The sequence below is a fragment of the Bradyrhizobium sp. CCBAU 11430 genome, from assembly GCF_028128855.1.
GTDB classification, from domain to species: Bacteria; Pseudomonadota; Alphaproteobacteria; order Rhizobiales; family Xanthobacteraceae; genus Bradyrhizobium; species Bradyrhizobium ottawaense.
Map to the genome: position 1 here is coordinate 1 of NZ_LBJV01000033.1, position 22,121 is coordinate 22,121.

Annotated in this window: 19 protein-coding genes; 17 read left to right on the top strand and 2 right to left on the bottom strand. The window is 65.8% G+C overall.

Annotation, left to right across the window (positions count from 1 at the left end; translation table 11 throughout):
- The 6 genes from XI04_RS09105 to XI04_RS09130 form a co-directional block, all read left to right on the top strand.
- A partial coding sequence (locus XI04_RS09105) for a tetratricopeptide repeat protein (protein WP_271623624.1) occupies positions 1-676 on the top strand: 676 nt, incomplete at its 5' end.
- 159 nt (positions 677-835) lie between these two features.
- Positions 836-1,519, top strand: a complete 684-nt coding sequence (locus tag XI04_RS09110) for an OmpA family protein (RefSeq protein WP_038950746.1) — start codon at positions 836-838, stop codon at positions 1,517-1,519.
- Between the two features lie 158 nt (positions 1,520-1,677).
- Positions 1,678-2,607 (top strand): efflux RND transporter periplasmic adaptor subunit, encoded by a 930-nt coding sequence (locus XI04_RS09115; RefSeq protein WP_028143894.1) that lies wholly within the window; start codon positions 1,678-1,680, stop codon positions 2,605-2,607.
- Positions 2,607-5,756, top strand: a complete 3,150-nt coding sequence (locus tag XI04_RS09120; protein WP_271591462.1) for an efflux RND transporter permease subunit — start codon at positions 2,607-2,609, stop codon at positions 5,754-5,756. The genes XI04_RS09115 and XI04_RS09120 overlap by 1 nt, the downstream gene beginning before the upstream one ends.
- A gap of 32 nt (positions 5,757-5,788) precedes the next feature.
- A complete protein-coding gene (locus tag XI04_RS09125) occupies positions 5,789-6,124 on the top strand; it encodes a DUF6883 domain-containing protein (RefSeq protein ID WP_152036310.1) in 336 nt (111 codons plus the stop codon).
- Positions 6,124-6,360, top strand: a complete 237-nt coding sequence (locus XI04_RS09130) for a DUF4926 domain-containing protein (RefSeq protein ID WP_095425535.1) — start codon at positions 6,124-6,126, stop codon at positions 6,358-6,360. The genes XI04_RS09125 and XI04_RS09130 overlap by 1 nt, the downstream gene beginning before the upstream one ends.
- A gap of 3 nt (positions 6,361-6,363) precedes the next feature.
- Here the strand turns inward: XI04_RS09130 and XI04_RS09135 are convergent, their stop codons facing one another.
- The gene (locus tag XI04_RS09135) at positions 6,364-7,038 is read right to left on the bottom strand and encodes a Crp/Fnr family transcriptional regulator (RefSeq protein WP_028143892.1); all 675 of its coding nucleotides are present in this window, start codon (positions 7,036-7,038) and stop codon (positions 6,364-6,366) included.
- A 245-nt stretch (positions 7,039-7,283) separates the two neighbouring features.
- Here XI04_RS09135 and XI04_RS09140 point away from each other — a divergent pair, with 245 nt between their 5' ends.
- From XI04_RS09140 to XI04_RS09190, 11 genes are all read left to right on the top strand, one after another.
- Positions 7,284-9,347: an AsmA family protein gene (locus tag XI04_RS09140; RefSeq protein ID WP_271610329.1), complete on the top strand. Its 2,064-nt coding sequence runs from the start codon at positions 7,284-7,286 to the stop codon at positions 9,345-9,347.
- 244 nt (positions 9,348-9,591) lie between these two features.
- Entirely contained in the window at positions 9,592-12,039 is a 2,448-nt protein-coding gene (locus tag XI04_RS09145) for an adenylate/guanylate cyclase domain-containing protein (RefSeq protein WP_271610328.1), read from the top strand.
- Between the two features lie 958 nt (positions 12,040-12,997).
- Entirely contained in the window at positions 12,998-13,825 is an 828-nt protein-coding gene (locus tag XI04_RS09150; protein ID WP_271610327.1) for a hypothetical protein, read from the top strand.
- A 166-nt stretch (positions 13,826-13,991) separates the two neighbouring features.
- Positions 13,992-14,699, top strand: a complete 708-nt coding sequence (locus tag XI04_RS09155) for a GntR family transcriptional regulator (protein WP_271610326.1) — start codon at positions 13,992-13,994, stop codon at positions 14,697-14,699.
- Between the two features lie 53 nt (positions 14,700-14,752).
- The gene (locus tag XI04_RS09160; protein WP_271610325.1) at positions 14,753-15,718 is read left to right on the top strand and encodes an ABC transporter substrate-binding protein; all 966 of its coding nucleotides are present in this window, start codon (positions 14,753-14,755) and stop codon (positions 15,716-15,718) included.
- 2 nt (positions 15,719-15,720) lie between these two features.
- Positions 15,721-16,476: an ABC transporter permease gene (locus tag XI04_RS09165; RefSeq protein ID WP_028143883.1), complete on the top strand. Its 756-nt coding sequence runs from the start codon at positions 15,721-15,723 to the stop codon at positions 16,474-16,476.
- Positions 16,455-17,261, top strand: a complete 807-nt coding sequence (locus XI04_RS09170) for an ABC transporter ATP-binding protein (RefSeq protein ID WP_049801915.1) — start codon at positions 16,455-16,457, stop codon at positions 17,259-17,261. The genes XI04_RS09165 and XI04_RS09170 overlap by 22 nt, the downstream gene beginning before the upstream one ends.
- Positions 17,262-17,268: 7 nt before the next feature.
- Positions 17,269-18,090 carry an ABC transporter permease gene (locus XI04_RS09175; RefSeq protein WP_028143881.1) on the top strand — a complete coding sequence of 274 codons (822 nt, stop codon included), beginning with the start codon at positions 17,269-17,271 and terminating at the stop codon, positions 18,088-18,090.
- Between the two features lie 9 nt (positions 18,091-18,099).
- Positions 18,100-18,759 (top strand): polysaccharide deacetylase family protein, encoded by a 660-nt coding sequence (locus XI04_RS09180; protein WP_271610324.1) that lies wholly within the window; start codon positions 18,100-18,102, stop codon positions 18,757-18,759.
- Between the two features lie 3 nt (positions 18,760-18,762).
- The gene (locus XI04_RS09185) at positions 18,763-19,632 is read left to right on the top strand and encodes a fumarylacetoacetate hydrolase family protein (protein ID WP_038950754.1); all 870 of its coding nucleotides are present in this window, start codon (positions 18,763-18,765) and stop codon (positions 19,630-19,632) included.
- 48 nt (positions 19,633-19,680) lie between these two features.
- Positions 19,681-20,724 (top strand): uroporphyrinogen decarboxylase family protein, encoded by a 1,044-nt coding sequence (locus XI04_RS09190; protein WP_271610323.1) that lies wholly within the window; start codon positions 19,681-19,683, stop codon positions 20,722-20,724.
- Positions 20,725-20,757: 33 nt separating this feature from the next.
- On the opposite strand, the gene XI04_RS09195 is transcribed toward XI04_RS09190, so the two are convergent.
- Positions 20,758-22,038, bottom strand: a complete 1,281-nt coding sequence (locus XI04_RS09195) for a Spy/CpxP family protein refolding chaperone (protein WP_245570156.1) — start codon at positions 22,036-22,038, stop codon at positions 20,758-20,760.
- Positions 22,039-22,121: the final 83 nt, after the last annotated feature.

Here is a 22,121-nt window from a genome sequence, read left to right on the forward strand (position 1 = left end):
CGACACCGCTGCGGCGCCCGCGCCTGCTTCGCCACCAGCGCCAGCGCCTGCGCCTGCGCCGGCCCCCACGCCGAAGCCGCAGGTCGAGGCCGCCCTGCCCCCGCCGCCACCGCCGGTCAAACCGATTGATCCCGCTCCGGCACCGAGCACCGACAGCGGGCCGAGCGCTGCCGCGCTGGCCGACGATCCCACGATCAAGAGCCTGACCTCCAAGATCGCCGCCAATCCTGATGACGTGAACGCGCTGTACCGGCGTGGCCAGGTCTATGCCAGCAAGGGCGCCTACAACCTTGCCATCAAGGATTTCGACGACACGCTCCGGATCAACACCAAGGATGTCGAGGCGCTGAACAACCGCTGCTGGACCCGCACCGTGGTCGGCGACCTCCAGGGCGCGCTGAAGGATTGCAACGAGGCGTTGCGGCTGCGGCCCAACTTCGTCGATGCGCTGGACAGCCGCGGGCTCGTCAACCTCAAATCGGGCGCGGTCAAGAATGCCATCGCCGATTTCGATGCGGCCCTCAGGATCAACCCGCGCCTGACCTCCTCGCTCTATGGACGCGGCCTCGCCAAGCAGCGCAATGGCTCAACCCAGGAAGGCGCGCTCGATATTGCCAATGCCAAGGCGATGGATCCGAACATCGTTCAGGAATTCGCAAGCTACGGAGTGCGCTAGTATTTTTTTAAATTGAGGCAGGCGGCGCCTCGAACCCCTGGTGGCCCAGGGAAGACTAACGAACGGATGCCGCAGGCAGCCTTCCCCGGGGGGCTCATTGCAGGAATTTTGGCAGGAATTTTGGAACCGCGCGAGCTGGCTGCGCAGGAGGGACTGGTTATGAAATCGGCTGCAAAGGGACTTACCGCGATCCTGTCCATCATCACTCTTGGCATCACTCTTGGCGCCACGCTGTCGCTGCCGGCCTCGCCGGCCTTCGCTGGCGATGACGGCAACAGCAAGAACGTCACCGAGGACGACATCGTCCGCGCGCTGGCGCCGCCGGCCAAGAAGCCCCTGACCCGCGGCCTCTCGATCGCCCCGCAGGCCGATCCCGCGCCGAACGCGGCCGAGACCAAGCTGATCCAGTCGGTGCGCGGCCGCTCGACGCGTTCGCTGTCCTCGACCGAGCGCGAGGAAATCGCGTCGGTCGCCAAGGACAAGCCGAACATCGATCTCGAAATCACGTTCGACTACAACTCCGCCAATATCAGCGCCAAGTCGATGCCGTCCGTGCAGGCGCTCGGTCGCGCGCTGACCAGTCCCGACCTGAAGGGCTCCACCTTCGTGGTCGCCGGTCATACCGATGCCGCCGGCGGCGAAACCTACAACCAGGACCTGTCGGAACGCCGCGCGGATGCGATCAAGCGCTATCTCGTCGACAAATACAGCATCTCCGCCACCGACCTCGTCACCGTCGGCTACGGCAAGAGCAAGCTGAAGAATCCGAGCCAGCCGATGGCAGAGGCCAACCGCCGCGTGCAGGTCGTCAACATGGAAAACAAGACCACCGCATCGAAGTGAGCACGACGCAATCCTCTGAAGTGACAAGTCGTGATGTGGTGTAAAGTCTCGCCTCCAAAGCGCGTCCCGCGGCCTTGCGGGACGCCGCTTTGTTTCAGGGAAACGTTCTCGATGGGCCTCGCGCGGACGGCCGTGAGCCAGGCCAGGATGATCCGGCGATGAATCTCTCCGAATATCTCAAGCCTGCCGGAACGGTGGTGTTCGTCGTCGCGCTCGGCGTCGGCTATTACCTGTTCGAGCATCGGAAGCGCGCCGAGCCGAAGGAGACGCAGAGCGAGGCGCTCGTCATCGTGACGAAGTCGACCAATGCCTGCTTCTCCGACCTCGTGCGGGTGACCGGCTTCTTCGTGCCGCGCCGCGAGGCGGTGGTCATCGCCGACCAGGAAGGATCCAAGGTCACCGACCTCTTCGTCACCGAAGGCACCGTCGTTGCCGACAACCAGGAGCTGGCGCGCCTGACCGCGCCGCCACAGATCCCGGGGCAGCCGCAGAGACCCGGTCCGCAAGGCCCGATCTCGCTGAAAGCACCTGCGCCGGGCCTCATCACCGAAGTCCGCACCATTGTCGGCGCGCCCGCTTCACCGCAGGCCGGCCCGATGTTCCGCATCGCCGTCAACAACGAGATCGAGCTCGATGCTCAGGTTCCGGCGGTGCACATGCCCAAGCTCAGTTCGGGCGCCACCGTGCGGATCAGCCGCGACGACGCGCCCGATTTGATCGGCCGGGTCCGGCTGGTTGCGCCCGAAATCGACCGCGCCACGCAGCTCGGCCGCGTCCGCATCAGCGTTACCAACAATCCGTCGCTGAAGGTCGGCGTATTCGCCCGCGCCTCGATCGACGCCAAGCGAAGCTGCGGCGTCTCGATCCCCAAGACCGCGATCGACCATCTCACCATTCAGGTCGTCAAGGGCAACACGATCGAGACGCGCAAGGTGCGGGTCGGGCTCTCGTCCGACAACGCGACGGAAATCCTGGAAGGCCTCGACGTCGGCGAAATCGTCGTGGCCGACGCCGGCTCTTCGCTCCATGACGGCGACCAGATCAAGACCATGTTCGCCGATGAACTCGATCGCACGCGGGTACGCTGATGGCTCTCAATATCTCGGCTTGGTCGATCCGGAATCCGCTGCCGTCGGTCGTCTTCTCGATCATCCTCTTGATTCTCGGCTGGGTGTCTTTCACCAAGCTCGCGGTGACGCGGCTGCCTTCGGCCGACATTCCCGTGATCTCGGTCGTGGTATCGCAGTTCGGCGCGGCGCCCGCCGAGCTCGAATCGCAGGTGACCAAGACGGTCGAAGACGCCGTCTCCGGCGTCGAGGGCGTGCGGCACATTACCTCACAGATCACCGACGGTGTGTCGGTCACCACCATCCAGTTCGCGCTTGAAACCAACACCGACCGCGCGCTCAACGACGTCAAGGACGCGGTGACGCGTGTCCGCTCGAACCTGCCGCAGAACGTCACCGAGCCGCTGATCCAGCGCGTCGACGTCATCGGCCTGCCGATCGTCACCTACGCCGCGATTTCGCCCGGCAAGACGCCCGAGCAGCTCTCCTATTTCGTCGACGACGTGGTCAAGCGCGCGCTGCAAGGCGTGCGCGGCGTCGCCCAGGTCGAGCGCATCGGCGGTGTCGAGCGCGAGATTCTTGTTTCGCTCGATCCCGACCGCCTGCAGGCGATGGGGCTGACCGCGGTCAATGTCAGCCAGAGCCTGCGCGGTACCAATGTCGACGTCGCCGGCGGCCGGGCCGAGATCGGCAAGAACGACCAGGCGATCCGCACGCTCGCCGGCGCAAAGACGCTGAGCGATCTTGCCGGCACCATGATCCCGCTGTTCGGCGGCGGCGAGGTCCGGCTCGACGATCTCGGCACCGTCACCGACACCATCGCAGACCGCCGCACCTTCGCCCGCTTCAACGGCGAGCCGATCGTCGCGCTCGGCATCAAGCGCTCCAAGGGCGCCAGCGACGTCAAGGTGGCCGAGGCCGTGCAGAAGCGCATCGACGTACTCAAGGCCGCCTATCCCGACGTCGACCTGAAGGTGATCGACACCTCGGTCGAATATACCAACGGCAATTACCACGCGGCGATCTCGACCCTGTTCGAAGGCGCCATCCTCGCCGTCGTCATCGTGCTCTTGTTCCTGCGGGACCTGCGCGCCACCATCATCGCCGCGATCTCGCTGCCGTTGTCGATCTTCCCGGCGTTCTGGGCGATGGACCTGCTCGGCTTCTCGCTGAACCTCGTCAGCTTCCTCGCCATTACGCTGTCGACGGGTATCCTGGTCGACGACGCCATCGTCGAGATCGAGAACATCGTCAGGCACATGAACATGGGCAAGTCGCCCTATCGTGCCGCCCTCGAAGCCGCCGACGAGATCGGCCTCGCGGTGATCGCGATCTCGCTCACCATCATCGCGATCTTCGCACCGGCGAGCTTCATGTCGGGTATCGCCGGACAGTTCTTCAAGCAGTTCGGCATCACCGTCTCGGTGCAGGTGTTCTTCTCCCTGCTCGCGGCGCGCTTCGTCACGCCGGTGCTCGCCGCCTACTTCCTCAAGCCTGGCACTCACGAAGAACCGCCGCCCGGCCGCGTGCTGCGGTCCTATCACAGGATCGTGGCATGGTCGGTAAAACACTATTTCATCACGGTGCTGGTCGGCTTCGGCGTCTTCGCCGCCTCGATCTGGAGCATTACGCTGTTGCCGCAGGGTTTTCTGCCGGCGCAGGACAGTTCGCGCTCGCTGCTTGCCCTCGAGCTGCCGCCGGGCACCCAGCTCGCCTATACCGAAAAGGTCACCGAGGACATCGTCGCGCGCCTGCGCAAGCGGCCCGAGGTGAAGAGCATCTTCGTCGACGGCGGGCGCGTTCCGCCGGGCACCCAGGAAGTCCGGCGCGCCGCGCTGATCATCAATTACACGCCCAAGGATGCCCGCGACATCACCCAGCGCGAGCTCGAATTCTCGATCAGCCAGGAATTGGAGAACATTCCCGACATCCGCTTCTGGTTCCTCGACGAGAACGGCCTGCGCGCTATCTCGCTGGTCGTGACCGGTGTCGACGCCAACATCGTCAACAATTTCGCGAGCGAGCTCGCGACGCAGATGAAGCGGATTCCCACCATCTCCAACGTGATCTCGGAAACCACGCTGGAGCGGCCGGAGCTGCGCGTCGAACCGCGCGCCGATCTCGCCGCGCGGCTCGGGGTCTCGACCGAAAGCCTGTCGCAGACCATCCGCGTCGCCACCATCGGCGATGTCGGACCCGCGCTCGCCAAGTTCGACGTCGGCGACCGCCTGGTGCCGATCCGCGTGCAGCTCGAGGATGCCGCGCGCGGCAATCTGAAGACGCTGGAGCAGTTGCGCGTGCCGCTCGGCGAGCACGGCGAGAAGGGCGGCGTGCCGCTCTCGGTCATCGCCGACGTCAAGCTCGACCAGGGTCCGACCAGCATCAACCGCTACGATCGCGAGCGGCAGGCGACCGTCGCCGCCGACCTCGTCGGCTCGGCCGCGCTCGGCGACGCCACCAAGAAGATCTACGACCTGCCGGTGATGAAGAGCCGGCCGAAGGGCGTGAAGGTCTCTCCCTCCGGCGACGCCGAAAGCCTGAACGAGCTGTCCGACGGCTTCGCCACCGCGATCACGGCGGGCCTGATGATGGTCTACGCCGTGCTGGTGCTGCTGTTCGGCACCTTCCTGCAGCCGATCACCATCCTGTTCTCGCTGCCGCTCTCGATCGGCGGCGCCATCGCGGCCCTGCTCATCACCGGCAAGCAGCTCACCACGCCGGTGTGGATCGGCATTCTGATGCTGATGGGCATCGTCACCAAGAACGCGATCATGCTGGTGGAGTTCGCGATCGAAGCCATTCACGCCGGCAAGCCGCGCGAAGAGGCGATGATCGACGCCGGCATGAAGCGCGCCCGCCCGATCGTGATGACCACGATCGCGATGGCCGCGGGCATGATGCCGAGCGCGCTCGCGGTCGGCGCCGGCGGCGAGTTTCGCTCGCCGATGGCGCTCGCGGTGATCGGCGGCCTGATCTTCTCGACCATCCTGTCGCTGGTGTTCGTGCCTGCGATGTTCATGGTGATGGACGATTTTGGCGCCCTGATCTGGCGCTTCGCCAAGCGGCTGATCGTGCACAGCGAGGATGCCGAGACGGACGGTCATCACGGAGCGGCACCAGCGGAAGCAGGGCCAGCGCCGAAGAATATCATCCACCCCGCGGCGGAGTAGGGTTCGAGCGGCTGGAGCCGGATCAGGTTACTATGACGCACATCCCGAATGGTGAGAAAGCGAGCGTCGACATTCGGAAGATCGAAGATTATTGCCTCAATCCCTTGCATCCACGCGGCCGGCATAAGGCAAGAGTTTTCCGCGACGCACTAGACCTTCAGCGTGGAGATGCCATGTGGCTTCGCGACGCACTGCTGGAAGCCGCAATTTCCGGCGATGCGTCCGAAGTTGCGACGGATCGCTGGGGCACCCACTGGCGGGTGGATGTCCTGCTCAGGCGACATCGAAAGCAAGCTGTGGTAAGAACCGCATGGATCATACGGGTCGGCGACGACCGGCCGACCTTTGTCACCTGTTGGGTGCTATGATGAGCGCAACGAACAAGAAGGAAGATCGGGCACCGCGAGCGCTGGACGTCGTCGCATTGCTCGCAAACCTGCCTGAGCACAGGTTGGCGAGGGGAAACGTTGGCACGATCGTCGAAGAGTTCGACGACGAGACAGTACTTGTCGAATTCAGCGACGACGATGGGCGGCCCTACGCCGTTGCGCCCTGTTTGCGATCCGAGCTGCTGCTCTTGCACTATGTGCCGGAGGCAGCCTAGCTGCTACTCGTTCCGCGCGATCGCGGTCAGCTTGGTCATGTTCCGCAGCAGGATGCGGCCACGCTGCAGATCGAGGATCGCTTCCTTGCGCCAGGCCTGCAGCTGGCGGTTGACGCTCTCGCGGGCGGCGCCGACGAAGACGCCGAGCTGCTCCTGCGAGATGTGCACCTCGGAACCGAAATCGGCGGCGAGCGCGCAGAGCCGCCGCGCCAGGCGCACCGGCAGCGGCTGCAGCATGGATTCCTCCATGCGCTCGCTCTGCCAGCGGATGCGCTGGCACAACAGCGCGATGATCTTGATCGCGACCTTCGGCTCGCGTTCGAGGAAGCTGAGAAAATCTTCGCGCCGCAGCACGAACAATTCGCTGGCCTCGCCCGCGGTCGCATCCGCGGTCCGATTCTGGCCGTCCAGCACCGCGACCTCGCCGAACAGGTCGCCGGGGCCCATGAAATTGAGCGTCAGCCGGCTGCCGTCGGAGGCACCTGTCTCGATGCGGACCTGGCCGCGGCGCACGCCGAACAGCGCGTTGCCAGCATCGCCCTTCTGGAACAGCACCTCGCCATTCCCCAGATGCTGGGTGTGACAGAGATTGGACAGCCGCTGGAGCTCGTCTGCACCGAGATCCGCGAACATCGCGTTCATCTTCAAAATGACCGCAAATTCGGCCTGCTTGCTCATTTCAATGTCCTTGTGAAGTCCTGGTCAGTCATCTTGTCAGACGCTTGGCAAATCGCTTGAAACCATCACGATCAGGATCGCGTAAAACCGCGTCGGGGAAGTGTGTCATAAGTCACATAACTTTGCAGCACCCCCTGACTATTTTTACGCGCTTGGAGCCGCTTCCCGTCCGGGGATAAACTCGGCCGCGAAGGATGGATAGCCGGCGGGATTCGACGCCGATCGTCCGTCAGTGGAAAGTCGAGATGAGAGCAGTAAAATTCGCCGGCGCGGCATTGGCCGCCGTCATCGTCGTGATCGCACTCCTGCTGGTGGTCGGAATCCCCTCGGGCTTCCTGACGTCGACGATCGCCTCGCGCGTCGAGAGCGCGACCGGCTATCGTCTCTCGATCGACGGCACCACGAAGATCAGCCTGTGGCCGACGTTGAACGTCACCCTGAACGACCTCTCGCTTGCCGACCCCCGGGATCGCAGCGGCATCACGCGCGTGACGGTCGACAGCGTGCAGGCCGACATGTCGCTCTCCAGCGTGTGGTCGGGCCGCCCTGAGATCCGCGAGCTGATCGTCACCCATCCGGTGCTCTACCAGCCGCTGCTGCGTGAACGCCTGCCGAATGCGGGGGGCTCGTCGAAGCCGCTCGCGCTCGATGTCGGCGGGGCATCCATCGACCGCGTCAAGGTCACCGACGGTGAGGTCGCATTCGCGCGCGTGCGGGACCGTGTCGAGGGCCGCATCAGTGCCATCAACGCGGAGGCGACCATCGGCCGCGACCGCAAGGTCAATGTCACCGGCACCGCGCGCGTCGGCGACCACCCGACCAAGTTCGACATCAAGGCGACCACGCCGGCGCCGCCGGCCGACCGGCCGACGATCCCGGTGGATTTCGCCATCGACATGCCCGACGTGCTGAAGTCTCAGCTCACCGGTCATGCCGAGATGCGAATGAACGGCGACGTCGTGATGATCAACGGCGTGAATGGCCGGCTCGGCGATGGCACATTCAACGGCTGGGCTTCGGTCGACATTGCGAGCAAGCCGCTGGTCAAGCTCGACCTCGACTTCCAGCGACTGGCAATTCCGCTGGCGAAATCGCCGGAGGGCGCAGCCGGGCAACCCTGGAGCAATGCGCCGATCGACGTCTCCGGGCTCAATTATGTCGATGCGCAGGTGCGTATCTCGGCGAACGAAGCCGTGATCGGCGATGCCCCCATCGCGCCGCTGGCGCTCGATGCGAAGCTCGCCGGCGGCGTGCTGAAGGCCGGCACCGCCAATCTCGGCGCCTATGGCGGCCAGGTCTCCGGCGAGGTGATCCTCGATGCAACCACCGGTGCGCCGAGCTTTGCCATGCATTCCGATCTCGTCGGCGTGCGTGCGCTGCCGCTGCTTCAGGGCCTTGCCGAATTCGACCGCATCGACGGCAAGCTGCAGGCCAAGCTCGCTCTTCGCAGCGCGGGCACCAGCCAGCGCGCGCTGATGGCCAACATGCAGGGCACGGCCTTCGTCAATTTCCAGGACGGCGCCATCCGCGGCATCAATGTCGCGCAGATGATCCGCTCGCTGACATCGGGCACGCTGTCCGGCTGGCAGGACAACCAGAATGCCGGCCAGGAGCAGAGCACGGATTTGTCGCAGCTCTCGGCCTCCTTCCGGATCGACAAGGGCCAGGCGGTGACGACCGATCTCAACCTGATCGGGCCGCTGGTGCGCGTCACCGGCGCCGGCACCATCGCGCTCGACACCAAGATGATGGGCTTTCGCGTCGAGCCAAAGCTGGTGATGACGACCGAAGGCCAGGGCCGCGCCAATGAGCCGGTCGGCTTCGGCATTCCCGTGATGATCCAGGGCAGCTGGTCGCAGCCCAAGATCTACCCTGATATGGCCGGCATGCTGGACAATCCCGACGCCGCCTATGCCAGGCTGCGCGAGATGGGCAAGGGCCTGTTCGGCCCTGACGGCGCCGGGCTCGGCAACATTCTGGGCAGCCTTGGTCTCGGCGGAACGACTGCACCCGGCGGCAATGCGGCCGGCAACGCCAATCCGCAAGCCCAGCAGCCGGGGCAGAACAATCTGCTCGGCGGCCCCTTGGGCGAAGCCATCGGCAATTTGATTCAGCAGGGGCTTTCCAGCGGCGCGGGAAGCAGCACTGGCGCCGCGCCAGGCAGTGGCCGCAGCCGCAGCCTGCCGGCAACGCCGTCCACGCCGTCGCCGCAGGCCTCGCCCGCGGCTCCAGCCCTTGAGGACCCGCCGGTCGCGCAGCAGGACAGTCAGCCAATGAACGACGTGCTGCGGCAACTCTTTAACCGGTGATTGGCGGGCTGGGCTCCACGGCAATCCCCTTACATCAGCTTCCCCGCCACCGGCTTCCTCCGAACGGATGAGGCTGCGGCAATTCACCGGCCTTCCGCCGGCCCCGGCGTCCACAGGGAGTAACCACGCCGGCCGGTCCCCGGCCCGCGCGGCGGTCCTTTGGCCCAAATTGTGATAGAACGGCCGGGAAGGGCCTGCACGGCCCGTGAGCGCGCAGCGTCGATGGCGGCGCGAGAGGATCGGGATGGCAGGAGCGAACGACAAGACACGGTTTCTGCGCGAGGGCCTGTTCGCCAAATACGTCGTCTCCCTCGTCGGCCTCGTCGTGTTCGTCCTCGCCGTCAACGGCGCGATGGAGACCTGGATCTCCTACCGCGCCACCAAGACCCAGCTGACCGACGGGCTGGAGGACAAGGCGCAAGCCGCCGCCCGGCGGATCGAGCAGTCGATCTCGGAGCTCGATCGCCAGATCAGCTGGGTGACGCGGGCGAGCCAGGACACCCTCGAAAAGCGCCGCGCCGACTACGCGTCGCTGCTGCACCAGGTCTCGGTCGTCAACCAGCTGTTCCAGCTCAACGGCGAAGGCCGCGAGGTGCTGCGCGTCTCCCGCCAATCGACCACGACCGGCAGCAATGCCGACCTCTCCCGCGACATGCGCTTCACCGACACCGTCGCCCGCGGCGTCAGCTATGCGCCGGCCTGGTTCGCCGACCGGACGCCGTTCATGTCGATCTCGGTGGCGCATTCCGGCTTCAATGCCGGCGTCACCGTGGCCGAGATCGATCTTGGCTTTCTCTCCGACTTCCTGTCCGACGCGCAAGTCGGCAAGGCGGCCTTTGCCTATGTCGTCGATCCCCGCGGCCGCGTGCTGGCGACGTCGTCGAAAGGGCCCGATGTCGGCAAGGATTTGTCGAAGCTGCCGCAGGTCGCGGCCGCGATCGCGCCCGGCCATGAGGCCGACAGTTCGGGCACCGACTTCAACGGCCATGCGGTGATGAGCGCCGCGAGCACGGTGCCGAAGCTCGGCTGGAGCGTGCTGTTCGAGCAGCCGACCACGCAGGCCCTGACGCCGATCCGCGACCAGCTGGTGCGCATCGCGCTCCTGATCGGCATGGGGCTGATGGTCGCGATCCTCGCCGGCACGCTGCTCGCCCGCCGCATGATCATTCCGATCACCGCGCTGCGCGACGGCGCCTACAGGCTCGGCGAGGGTGATTTCAGTCACCGCATCGAAGTGCGTACCGCGGACGAGCTGGAGGATCTCGCCGGTCAGTTCAACCGCATGGCCGGCCAGATCCAGGAGACCTATTCGGACCTGGAGACCAAGGTCGAGGAGCGCACGCGCGATCTGGCGCAGTCGATCAACGAGCTGAAGGTGCTCGAGGAGGTCGGCCGCGCTGTCGCCGCCTCGCTCGATCTCAACGCCGTGCTGCCGACGATCGCCGCGCGCGCGATCGAGATCACCCATGCCGATGCGGTGCTGATTTACGGCTTCGACGCGGAGACGCGCCGCTTCAACCTGGTCGAGGCCAACGGCATCGACAAATCCCCCGACGGCGCCCATGTCACCATCGACGAAGGCGAGAACATCCTGAGCGATGCCGCCGAAAGCGGCGAGCCGATCGCGATTGCCGAACTCGGCGCGGCCGCCGAGCAGCCGCTGCGCGAGGTCGCGATCGCGGCCGGCTTCCATTCGGTGCTGGTGGTGCCGCTGGTCGACCAGCAGGGCACGCTCGGCTCGCTGGTGGTGCTGCGCCGCGCGAGCGGCGAGTTCGCCGCCAGCATCATCGGCCTGATGCGCACCTTCGCCAACCAGGCCGTGCTGGCGATGCGCAATGCGCGGCTGTTCACCGAGGTCGACCACAAGAGCCACGCGCTGGAGACGGCGAACGAGACCGTGCGCGCCCAGGCCGACAAGCTGCGCGAGCAGACCGAGCAATTGAAGAACTGGAACAAGTCGCTGGAGGAGCGCGTCAAGACCCAGCTCGGCGAGATCGAGCGCATCCGCAAGCTGGAACGTTTCCTGGCGCCGCAGGTCGCACAGCTGATCGCCTCCTCCGACAGCCCCGAAGGCCTGCTCACCAGCCAGCGCCGCGAGGTGACCGTGGTGTTCTGCGATCTGCGCGGCTTCACCGCGTTCACGGAAGCGACCGAGCCGGAAGAGGCGATGAACGTGCTGCGCGAATATCACGCCGCGCTCGGCAAGCTGATCTTCAAGTACGAGGGCACGCTCGACAAATATGCCGGCGACGGCGTGATGATCCTGTTCAACGCGCCGATCCAGTTCGAGGACCACACCAAGCGCGCCGTGAAGATGGCGGTGGAGATGCGCGACACCATCGGCCCGCTGACCGAGCGCTGGCGCAACCGCGGGCACAGCCTCGGCTTCGGCATCGGCATCGCGGTCGGCTATGCCACGCTCGGCCAGGTCGGCTTCGAGCAGCGGCTAGAATATGCAGCGATCGGCAGCGTCACCAACCTCGCCTCCCGCCTGTGCGGCGAGGCCAAGCCCAACCAGATCGTGGTGAGCCGCCGCGTCTACGGCATCGTCGAGCCCTGGGTGGAGGCGCGCGCCCTCGACGATCTCCAGCTCAAGGGTTTCAATCATCCCGTGCTGGCGATGGAGATCTTGAACTGGCGCGAGGAAGTCGAGAACATGGCGGATGCCTCGGCGGTGCGACGCCGCGGGTAGCTTCCTCGCCTGCCTCGCATGGTGAGGCGTTGCCTGCGATCGCTTACAAACAGCATGTCGCGATCCCGCGGCACATGGCGCCCGGGTTTAGCTTGGTCTCGGCACCCTTCGAAGTGGAAGGGCGCAGGGAAGACCGGGCACCGGCTGGCACCCGAAAACCCCTGTGCATGAGTGCGTGATAGTCGCTCACAGGGGAGAAACAGGTGTGGCCGAATGCCCGGCCTTCCCTGCGCAGTGGTTGAAACGGCTTATGTCGCGCTCTCGCCGGTGAGACGATCCCTGTTGCCACCGTCGCCTTGCAGCTTTCATGGGATGCACAGGTCCGGTCGGACCAGCGCACGGCAGCAAGACTTGACGCCGGATATTCGGGCGTCACGACCACACGATTTTGCCGAACGCGAGCAGCCCCGTCGTACACGCGCCCGCTGATCGCTCACGGGGACACCCCGCCCTGCAACCGCATCTGGCACCAACGCCGCCCGCGTCCACCGCCCCTCACCCCACGAACCCTGACGATCGCGATCCGTCCCTTACCGGGGGATGAGTTGGAGGCAGCATAGGGTGTGTCGCGCTTCTGGTAAAGAGAAATTTTGATTATTCGAAATCAGGCCACGCTTGCGCAGGAGAGCGCTCGCGCCAGGCCGAAAAGGAAGCCGAGGTGGATTTGGCAAAGCTCGAAGCCGAGGCGAAGCGGCTGACGAAGCGCGATCCGGATTCATGAGGGCGTTCACCGGGCCGTCAGACTGGCAAGAGAAGGCGACCCAGATGGTGCTAGGGTAGACGGAAGCCCAATCGGAGGGTTGGGCGGCGGCTTACGCAACCGTATTGGGGTGTCCCCGCGAACGAATCCCCCGAACCACATCCCTCCTCCCTGCGACCAACTCTCGCCTCAACGGCGAGGAAACGATGGAGACGACCAGTGGCGTTTGCCTTGCCTTCGCGTGCTTATGATCTGCAGATGCTGGACCGTCCCGCCGATCGCGCGCGCGACCAGGGTTGGGTCTATGGCCTGCCGCCGGGCATCAGCAGCGAGCAATGGCCGCTCGATCCGGTCACGGGCTATCCGCTGATGCACGGCTTCACGCTGCTGCTGCCGGAAGACTATCGCGTGCATGGCGAGGACATCGTCGCGGTGTCGTTCTTCGCCACTCCGGCTGATCACACTGACGGCGGCGCGACCGATGTCCCCGAGATCCGCGCGGCAGTGATGGCGCAGCCATCGCATCCGCGCCTGTCGCGCATGACCGACATCCTCGACTACGAATATGCCGCGCTGTTGCTGACCAGAAGCGAATACGAAGGCCCGTTCGCGACACCGCCCGCGCCGCTTGCGCTGGCGACGGCCGACCGGCCGCGCTGGCTCGATGTCGGCGGCGCCAGTGCCTTCTTTGAGACGGCCCCGCCCTTTGCGCAGAAGATGTTCGCCGGCCCTCCGCGTGCCGAACTGGCCGAGAACCTCGCGATCGCGTTGACGCCGCGCGCCGATGATCCCAACGCCGGCAAGGCCCCGCAGGACCCGCACATCCCGCGCAACCCGCCGACCGGCTATCAGTCCTATTATTACTTTGAGGGCGGCGTCCCGACCGCCGACAATTACCGCCTGCACGACTGGGCCAAGGACCACGCCCACAACCATCTCGGCGGCACCATGCGGCCGTGCCAGGCGGTGCCGGAGATGAGTCCGTTCTATATCGAGTTCGAGGAATATCTCGGCGGCTACAATTTCGGCACCGGCAACGCGCAGCTCGACTTCAGGGACATGAAATTCGACTGGGCGTGCGGCTGATCGAAGCGGCTTCGGCGGCGTCGGCGGGACAGGCCCCACCGATGGAGATTCCGGAGCTTCCAACGCCAGCCCCAGCTCGCCTGCTCGAAAAATCGATTTTCGATTTTCTATTGACCCCCGGATGCCGCCTTGCAATCATCGCCCGATGGGTCCGCTTCAGTTCGATATGTCCGGAAACCCCGGGGATGGTCCGCGCAGCCTGACGTCGGCGCTGCATGAGCGGTTGCGCGCCGATATCCTGGCGGCGCGGCTGCTGCCGGCCCAGAAGCTGCACATCGCCGGCCTCGCCAAGCAGTTTTCGGTGAGCCTTGCCGCCGTCCGCGAGGCACTGTCGCGCCTTGTCGCCGACGGCCTGGTGCAGGCCTCGGACCAGCGCGGCTTCCGCGTCAGCCCGGTGTCGCTCGCCGATCTTGCCGACGTGACGCAGACCCGGATCGACATCGAGGGGCTTGCGCTGCGCCGGTCGATCGAGCGGGGCGATGAGTCCTGGCTCGAATCGGTGAAGTCGACCTGGGCGGCTCTGAAAGCCGTCCCCTATCACTACCCCGATGATCCCACCGTGCATTACGAGGAATGGGTGATCCGTCACCGCATTTTCCACCGTGCGCTGGTCAACGCCTGCGGCTCGCCATGGCTGCTCGGCTTCCGCGACGTGTTGCACGAGCAAAGCGAGCGATATCGGCGTCTGTCGATCCGTCGCGAGCCCGGCGTCAAGCCGCGCGACGTCGAGGCTGAGCACGAGGCGATCGTCGCGGCCGTGATGAAGCGCGACGCCGATGCGGCGGTTCGCGCTCTGTCGAAGCATTTCGGTATCACCAAGGAATTCGTCGAGCTCGCTGCCTCGCGCATTGCGGAGGTGAGCCGCACGACCTGACGATCCGGAAGAATCCGGCACACAAACAAGAAAAGACAGACCGGGAGGAAACAATGAAGATCAATCGCCGTCATGCGCTCCTATCGCTCGTTGCCGCCGCCATCCTGGCCGGCCCCGCGAGCGCCGCCGACACCATCCGCGTCGGCCTGCCCACCAAGACATATTGGCCGACGACGATCGCCGAGACGGCGGTGCGGCAAAAGCTGTTCGAGAAGGAAGGCATCCAGGCCGAGCTGACCATCTACCGCAGCGGTGCCGAGACCTTCGAGGGCATGGCCGCAGGCGCGGCCGACATCATCCTCGATCCGCCGTCGCTGGTCTCCGCCGGGCGCAAGAAGGGCGTGATGTCGCGCATCGTCGCCAACGCCGCGATGGGCAATTTCGGCTGGCAACTGATGGTGCCGACCAAATCCACGCTCGACGTCAAGGACCTCAACGGCAAGAAGGTGGCGATCACCGCGGCCGGCTCGGGGTCGGACCTGCTCGCGCTGTGGACCATTCAGGACAAGAAGATCGACTTCACGCGCGTGCCCGTCGGCGGCGGCGGCCTGGTGCCGAACCTGCTCGCCGGCAATGTCGAGGCCGCCGTGGTCTATTCGCCGCTGAGCTTCCAGATCTCGAAATCCGGTGAAGCCAAGTCCATCCTCGATTACGCGACCGCGGTTCCGCCCAACCTCACCGCAGGCTGGATCGTGCTCGACAAGTTTGCAGATGCAAAACCCCAGATGGTGCAGAAGGCGGTGAATGCCCTCTACGGCGCGGTCGCGTTCATGCGGGCCAATCGCGATGTCACCGTCAAGCTGATCGCCGAGCTCTACGAAATGCAGCCGGAGATCGCCGGCCTCGAATACGACAACACCATCATGAAGCTGGAGACCAGCGGCGACATGGGCGCGGCCAACGTCAGCGCCGCCGTGCAGCTGTCGCTCGATCTCGCCAAGCTCGGCGGGCTCAAGGACATCGTGCCCGCCGAGGACGTGATCTCGACCAAGTTCAAGCCCGTCCCGACCAAGCCGTAACGATGCAGGGCACGCTCGCCATCAACCTCGCGCGGATCGCGATCATCGTCGCGGTCCTGGCGCTGTGGGAAATGCTGTCGCGCACCGGCATCGTCAATCCGCGGCTGCTGCCGTCGGCCTCCGACACGTTCGTGACGCTCGGCGAACTGCTGCAGCGCGCCGCGGTGCAGAAGGATTTGATGGTCACCGCGACCGAGGTGCTGACGGCGTTCGCGCTGGCCGTGCCGTTCGGCGCGCTGATCGGCTTCCTGGTCGCGGAGAACCGCTACTTCGCCGATGTCGCCAAGCCGCTGCTGTTCTTCGCCTTCAGCATCCCGAAATCGATCTTCCTGCCGATGTTCATCCTGGTGTTCGGCGTCGGCTTTGCCCAGAAGGTCGGCTTCGGCTTCTTCTCCACGATCTTCATCGTGATCATGTCGACCACCACCGCGGTGGAGTCGGTCAAGGTCGAGCATCTGACGGTGGCACGCTCCTATGGCGCCACGCGGATGCAGACCGCGTTCCGGGTCTATCTGCCGAGCATGCTGCCGGTGCTGCTGGAGGCCTTGCGGATCTCCATGATCTTCAACCTCACCGGCGTGATCCTCGCCGAGATGTACGCCTCGCGCGACGGCATCGGCCACCAGATCGCGACCTGGGGCGAGAATTTCCAGATGAAGCAGCTCCTCGCCGGCGTCGTGATGGTCGCCGCGATCGCCATGACCTTCAACGAACTTGTCAGATGGGTGGAAACGCGATGCAGCCATTGGCGAACGTGACCCAATTGAAGCCCGCCCCGCGCGCCGGCGCGATCGAGGTGAAGAATGTCGGCCAGGTGTTCAAGACCCGGTCGCAGGACGTCGTCGCGCTGGAGGACGTCTCCCTCGAGGTCAAGCCCGGCCGCTTCGTGGTGCTGGTCGGACCCAGTGGCTGCGGCAAGTCCACCCTCCTGATGATGATGGCGGGCCTGCGCCAGCAGACCGCGGGCACGATCACCATCAGCGGCGCGCCGATCCTGCAGCCCGACCCCGACAGGGTCGGCGTGGTGTTCCAGGAAGCGAGCCTGTTTCCCTGGCTGACGGCCGAGGACAATGTCGAGTTTCCGCTGGCGCTGCGCGGCGTGCCCAAGGCCGAGCGCCGCGCCAAGGCGCAGGATGCGCTCAAGCTGGTCGGGCTCGAAGGTTTCGGCAGGCGCCATCCGCACGAGCTCTCGGGCGGCATGAAGCAGCGCGTCTCGATCGCGCGCGGGCTGGTGCAGGATCCGCCCGTGCTGCTGATGGACGAGCCGTTCGCAGCGCTCGACGAGCAGACGCGCATGACCATGGGCGACGAGCTGCTGCGCATCTGGGCGGCGACCGGCAAGACGGTCGTCTTCGTCACCCACAGCCTCACCGAAGCCGTCTATCTCGCCGATGAGGTGATCGTGATGTCGGCGCGGCCCGGCCGCATCGTCGACCATCTTCAGGTCCAGCTGCCGCGGCCTCGCACCTACGAGATGCTGAGCGGCGATGCGTTCGGGAGCCTGCGCGACCGCATCTGGCGGCATATCCGCAAATCGGCGTGAGGCGACGATGAGCGCCAGGATCAGTGCCAGAATAAGCGCGAGGACGTTGCGATATCTGATCGTGATCGGCCTGATCGCCTTGTGGGAGCTGCTGCCGCGCACCGGGCTCATTGCCGAGCTGTTCCTGCCCTCGCTATCGTCCACCTTGATGGCCGGATGGACCGACGCCGGCGAATATGGTCATGCGCTGGCCGTCACGCTCTACGAGGTCGTGGTCTCCATGGCGTTCGCCTGCGGCGGCGGCATCCTGCTCGGCGCCGTCGTCGGCAGCCTGCCGCGCCCGCGCGTGTTGATCATGCCGATGGTGTCGAGCCTCTATGCGGTGCCGCTGGTGATCCTCTATCCCGTTTTCACCGTGTGGCTCGGCATCGGCTCGGAATCCAAGATCGCGTTCGCCTCGATCTACGGCTTTCTGCCGACGATGCTCGCGACCGCTGCCGGCATCCAGACCATCGATCCGCAGCTCCTGCTCGCGGCCCGCAGCATGGGCGCGACGCTGAGCCAGCGGCTGGTCCGCGTCATCATCCCCGCGGCGATCCCGACCGTCCTGTCCGGCCTGCGTGTCGGCGGCGCGCTGGTGATCGTCGGCGTCGTCGTCTCGGAGATGCTGATCTCCTCGGCCGGCATCGGCTATTTGATCTCGCGCTACCGCACCATCCTCGACAGCCCGCACGTGTTCGCGGGCGTGCTGCTGGTGCTGTTCCTGGCGATCGGCTTCAACGCCGTAATCCGGTGGATCGAGCGCAAGGCGGCGATCTGGCAGACCGGCACCCGCGCCGGCCAGGCCAACGACGACATCGCGACAGGCGCGATGCAGCCGGCGACCTGAGGTAGCTGCGTGTACGATCTGACCCTGACATTCGACAACGGCCCCGATCCCGAGGTGACGCCGCGCGTGCTCGACATTCTCGGGACGCGCGGGATCAAGACCACCTTCTTCGTCATCGGCGAGAAGCTCGCCGACCCCGAGCGGCGCGGCCTTGCGGAGCGCGCGCACCGCGAGGGGCACTGGATCGGCAACCACACCTTCACGCACAGCATCCCGCTTGGCGAGCAATCCGGGCGCGACACCGCGGAGAACGAGATCGGCCGCACGCAGGACGCGATTGGCGATCTCGCCCATCCGCAGCGCTGGTTCCGGCCGTTCGGTGGCGGCGGCAATCTGGACACGCGGCTGCTCAAGCCATCCGTCGTCGACTACCTCACCCGCAAGAAGCACAGCTGCGTGCTCTGGAATTCGATTCCGCGCGACTGGGACGACCCCGACGGCTGGACCGAGCGCGCGCTCGACCAATGCAGCCGGCAGCCCTGGACGCTGATGGTGCTGCACGATCTTCCGACCGGCGCGATGGCGCATCTGGAACGCTTTCTCGACCGCGCCGGTGCGGCCGGCGCCCGCTTCCGCCAGGACTTCCCGCCGGCCTGCGTTCCGATCCGGGGCGGCGAGATCGCGCTTCCGATCAACGACTATGTTTCCTCCATCGAAGAGAGTGTTTGACCCATGAAAGTCGCAAGCTTCACCATCGCCGGCAGTGCGAGCTATGGCATCGTCACCGACAAGGGTGTCATCGATGCCGGCAAGCGCCTGAAGGCCTATCCGACGCTGAAGGCGCTGCTTGCAAAGGGCTCGCTCGACGAGTTGAAGAAGCTCATCGCCGAGAAGCCCGACTACGCATTGCAGGACGTCGCGCTGCTGCCGACGGTCCCCGATCCCGACAAGATCTTCTGCATCGGCGTCAACTACGCCACGCATCTCGCCGAGAGCGGCCACCCGACGCCGGCGCATCCGATGATCTTCACCCGCTTCGCCAACAGCCAGGTCGGCCACGGCCAGCCGATGATCCGGCCGCTGGAATCCGAGCGGTTCGACTATGAGGGCGAAATGGCCGTCATCATCGGCAAGGCCGGCCGCCGCATCGCGCGTGAAGCTGCGCTCAGCCATGTCGCCGGCTATGCCTGCTACAATGACGGCAGCGTCCGCGACTGGCAGCGCCACACCTCGCAATTCGCGCCGGGCAAGAATTTTGCCGGGACCGGCGGCTTCGGGCCGTGGATGGTCACGACCGACGAGCTGACCGATGTCACCGCGCAGACACTGATCACCCGGCTCAACGGCGTCGAGGTGCAGAAGGCGCCGATCTCCGATCTCGTCTTCGACGTGCCGGCCCTGATCGCCTATTGCTCGACCTTCACTGAGCTCGTGCCCGGCGACGTGATCGTGACAGGCACGACCGGCGGCGTCGGCGCCTATCGCACGCCGCCGCTGTGGATGAAGGGCGGTGACGTCGTCGAGATCGAGATCTCCGGCATCGGCATCCTCAGTAATCCCGTCAAGGACGAGGGTTCAGTCGCGGCAACGCGCGCGGCCTGACCAGACGCGCTCACAACAGCGCTCGACAACAATAAGAAGGAGAACCCCATGCCCATGCCAACGCACATCCTGCCGACCACCGTGGTCGGCTCCTATCCGCAGCCGGAATGGCTGGTGAACCGCGCCATGCTGTCGAAGGTGGTGCCGCGCACCCGCCTGCACGACATGTGGCGGCTGCCGGCGGAGCATCTGGAGGAAGCCCAGGACGATGCCACCATCGTCGCGATCCGCGACATGGAACGCGCCGGCATCGACATCGTGACCGACGGCGAGATTCGCCGCGAGAGCTATTCCAACCGTTTTGCCACCGCGCTCGATGGCATCGACGGCGACAATCCCGCGATGATCGTGGCGCGCACCGGCAACACGAAGACGCCGGTGCCGCGCGTCGTCGGTCCCATCAGGCGCAAAGGCCCGGTCGAGCTGCATGACATGCAGTTCCTGCGTGAGAACACCGAGCGTGCGGCGAAGATCACCCTTCCCGGCCCGTTCACGATGAGCCAGCAGGCCAAGAACGAGTTCTACAAGGACGAGGAAGAGCTGGCGATGGCTCTCGCCGAAGCCGTCAATGCCGAGGCGCTCGATCTGCAAGAGGCCGGCGCCGACGTGATCCAGCTCGACGAGCCCTGGGTGCGCAACAATCCGGAGCTCGCCAAGCGCTATGCCGTCAAGGCGATCAACCGCGCGCTGCAGGGCATCACAGTGCCGACCGTGGTGCATCTCTGCTTCGGCTATGCGGCCGTCGTGCCGGGTTCGAACAAGCCGGCCGGCTATTCCTACCTGGCCGAGCTCGACGACACCATCGCCGACCAGATCTCGATCGAGGCGGCGCAGCCGAAGCTCGACCTCGGCGTGCTCAAGGATTTGTCGTCGAAGAAGATCATGCTCGGCGTGCTCGACCTCGCGGACCCCGCGATCGAGAGCGTCGATACTGTCGTCGATCGCATCCGCAACGGGCTCAAATACGTGTCGCCCGACCGTCTGATCCCCGCGCCCGATTGCGGCATGAAATACATGCCGCGCGCGACCGCATTCGGGAAGCTGAAGGCCATGTGCGATGCGGCCGCGAAGGTCAGGCGGGAGATTAGCTAACCGATTTCACGGGGAGGCGTCTCGCCGTCGGCCTCACGCCCCCCGCTTCGGCCCGATCGCCTCGAAGCCGGCCTTCTGCTCGTCGGTCAGATCCGCCTCGAAATCGTCGAGCGCATCGGTGACGCCGTTCACCGCTTGCAACATCGTTTGCAGCCGCGCTTTCACGGCGGTGAGGCGGGCCTGCGGTGTCTCGGGCGTCTGCGACGGGCAGGCACTGAGCGTTTCCATGGTGCGCAGCGTGGTGTCCTGGAGCACCTCGAAGCGGGCGCGGGCGGTGTCGTCGAGACGGAGCGTCGAGGCGACATCATCTGCCGGCCATTGCTGCTGCACGAGCTGCTCATACTGACGCTGCAGCTTTTCGTCATAGCGGGGATCGCTGTTCGGGTCGCAGGCGCTCGAGGCCTGCGCATCCTTGCTCGTATCCTTGCGCTGCATGGACGCGAGCGCGGCACGACGGTCCTTGGAGAGAGCCTCGAGCTTGGCCTTCTGGCCGTCATCGAGCAGACCTGTGAACTTCGCCAGCGGCGCCTCGATGGCGTCGGCTGCCTTGATCATGGCCTCGATGCGCGCCTGCATCAGCCCCAGCCGTTCCAACGCGCTGGCGGGCGCCTGCGCCGGGCAGGCGGCGCGGATGGTGTCGCGCGCATTGGTCCAGGCGGATGCGAGCTCGTCGAGCGCCACGCGCTGCAATTCGTTCGGCTGCAGGGCGCTGGCGATGCGGTCGACCGGCAGACCGCCGGTGTCGCTGGCCTCGCACAGGGTCTCCGCAGTCGGGACCCGTCGCCCGCGCCGGCCTTGCGGTGCGGTGTAGGCCGCGAGTTCGGTCGCCGCATAGGGCGCGAAGAGCGCGGCATAGATGTCGCCATAGCCGTAAAGCGACAGGCTGGTCGCATCGCCGAAGACCACGGCATTGGTGAGGTCGTCATGCGCGAACGGCCAGAACACCGGGCCGACCCAGCCGTAGCTGCCGTCGGGATGGCGCCACCAACCCTGCGGTCGGCGACCGCCCTGCCAGCCCGACAAGGCTGCTTGCGCCGTGAGTGCCGCACGCAGGACGTAAGGATTGGAATTCTGGCTGCGCTCGGCGCCGCGCGGATCTTGACGTGGATCTTGCGACCTCAACGCGGCGGAGCGGTATCGGCCGCCCCGCACCGCCATGCGGGAATGGCGCAAGCGCGACATGCCGATCACATGGCCAACGGCGAAGCGTGCGACGCCAAGCGGACCGCCGCGCAATCCGAACTGCGCTTCAGCCTTACCGGGCAGCAGCACTGCCGCCATCATGATGGTCGCGCCTGCCAGCGCCAGTCCCATGCGTCCTGACACGACCGCTGACCTGACCAATTCGGCCTCCTCCCAGCTGCCCGCGCGCGCACTGCGGCGCATCGAGATGACGC

Coding starts and splice junctions, on each gene's coding strand:
- XI04_RS09140 (WP_271610329.1), top strand. CDS start 7,284: ATGAGAGCAGTAAAATTCGCCGGCGCGGCATTGGCCGCCGTCATCGTC.
- XI04_RS09195 (WP_245570156.1), bottom strand. CDS start 22,038: ATGGGACTGGCGCTGGCAGGCGCGACCATCATGATGGCGGCAGTGCTG.
- XI04_RS09160 (WP_271610325.1), top strand. CDS start 14,753: ATGAAGATCAATCGCCGTCATGCGCTCCTATCGCTCGTTGCCGCCGCC.
- XI04_RS09115 (WP_028143894.1), top strand. CDS start 1,678: ATGAATCTCTCCGAATATCTCAAGCCTGCCGGAACGGTGGTGTTCGTC.
- XI04_RS09110 (WP_038950746.1), top strand. CDS start 836: ATGAAATCGGCTGCAAAGGGACTTACCGCGATCCTGTCCATCATCACT.
- XI04_RS09145 (WP_271610328.1), top strand. CDS start 9,592: ATGGCAGGAGCGAACGACAAGACACGGTTTCTGCGCGAGGGCCTGTTC.
- XI04_RS09150 (WP_271610327.1), top strand. CDS start 12,998: ATGCTGGACCGTCCCGCCGATCGCGCGCGCGACCAGGGTTGGGTCTAT.
- XI04_RS09120 (WP_271591462.1), top strand. CDS start 2,607: ATGGCTCTCAATATCTCGGCTTGGTCGATCCGGAATCCGCTGCCGTCG.
- XI04_RS09125 (WP_152036310.1), top strand. CDS start 5,789: ATGACGCACATCCCGAATGGTGAGAAAGCGAGCGTCGACATTCGGAAG.
- XI04_RS09165 (WP_028143883.1), top strand. CDS start 15,721: ATGCAGGGCACGCTCGCCATCAACCTCGCGCGGATCGCGATCATCGTC.
- XI04_RS09155 (WP_271610326.1), top strand. CDS start 13,992: ATGTCCGGAAACCCCGGGGATGGTCCGCGCAGCCTGACGTCGGCGCTG.
- XI04_RS09185 (WP_038950754.1), top strand. CDS start 18,763: ATGAAAGTCGCAAGCTTCACCATCGCCGGCAGTGCGAGCTATGGCATC.
- XI04_RS09130 (WP_095425535.1), top strand. CDS start 6,124: ATGAGCGCAACGAACAAGAAGGAAGATCGGGCACCGCGAGCGCTGGAC.
- XI04_RS09135 (WP_028143892.1), bottom strand. CDS start 7,038: ATGAGCAAGCAGGCCGAATTTGCGGTCATTTTGAAGATGAACGCGATG.
- XI04_RS09170 (WP_049801915.1), top strand. CDS start 16,455: ATGCAGCCATTGGCGAACGTGACCCAATTGAAGCCCGCCCCGCGCGCC.
- XI04_RS09175 (WP_028143881.1), top strand. CDS start 17,269: ATGAGCGCCAGGATCAGTGCCAGAATAAGCGCGAGGACGTTGCGATAT.
- XI04_RS09190 (WP_271610323.1), top strand. CDS start 19,681: ATGCCCATGCCAACGCACATCCTGCCGACCACCGTGGTCGGCTCCTAT.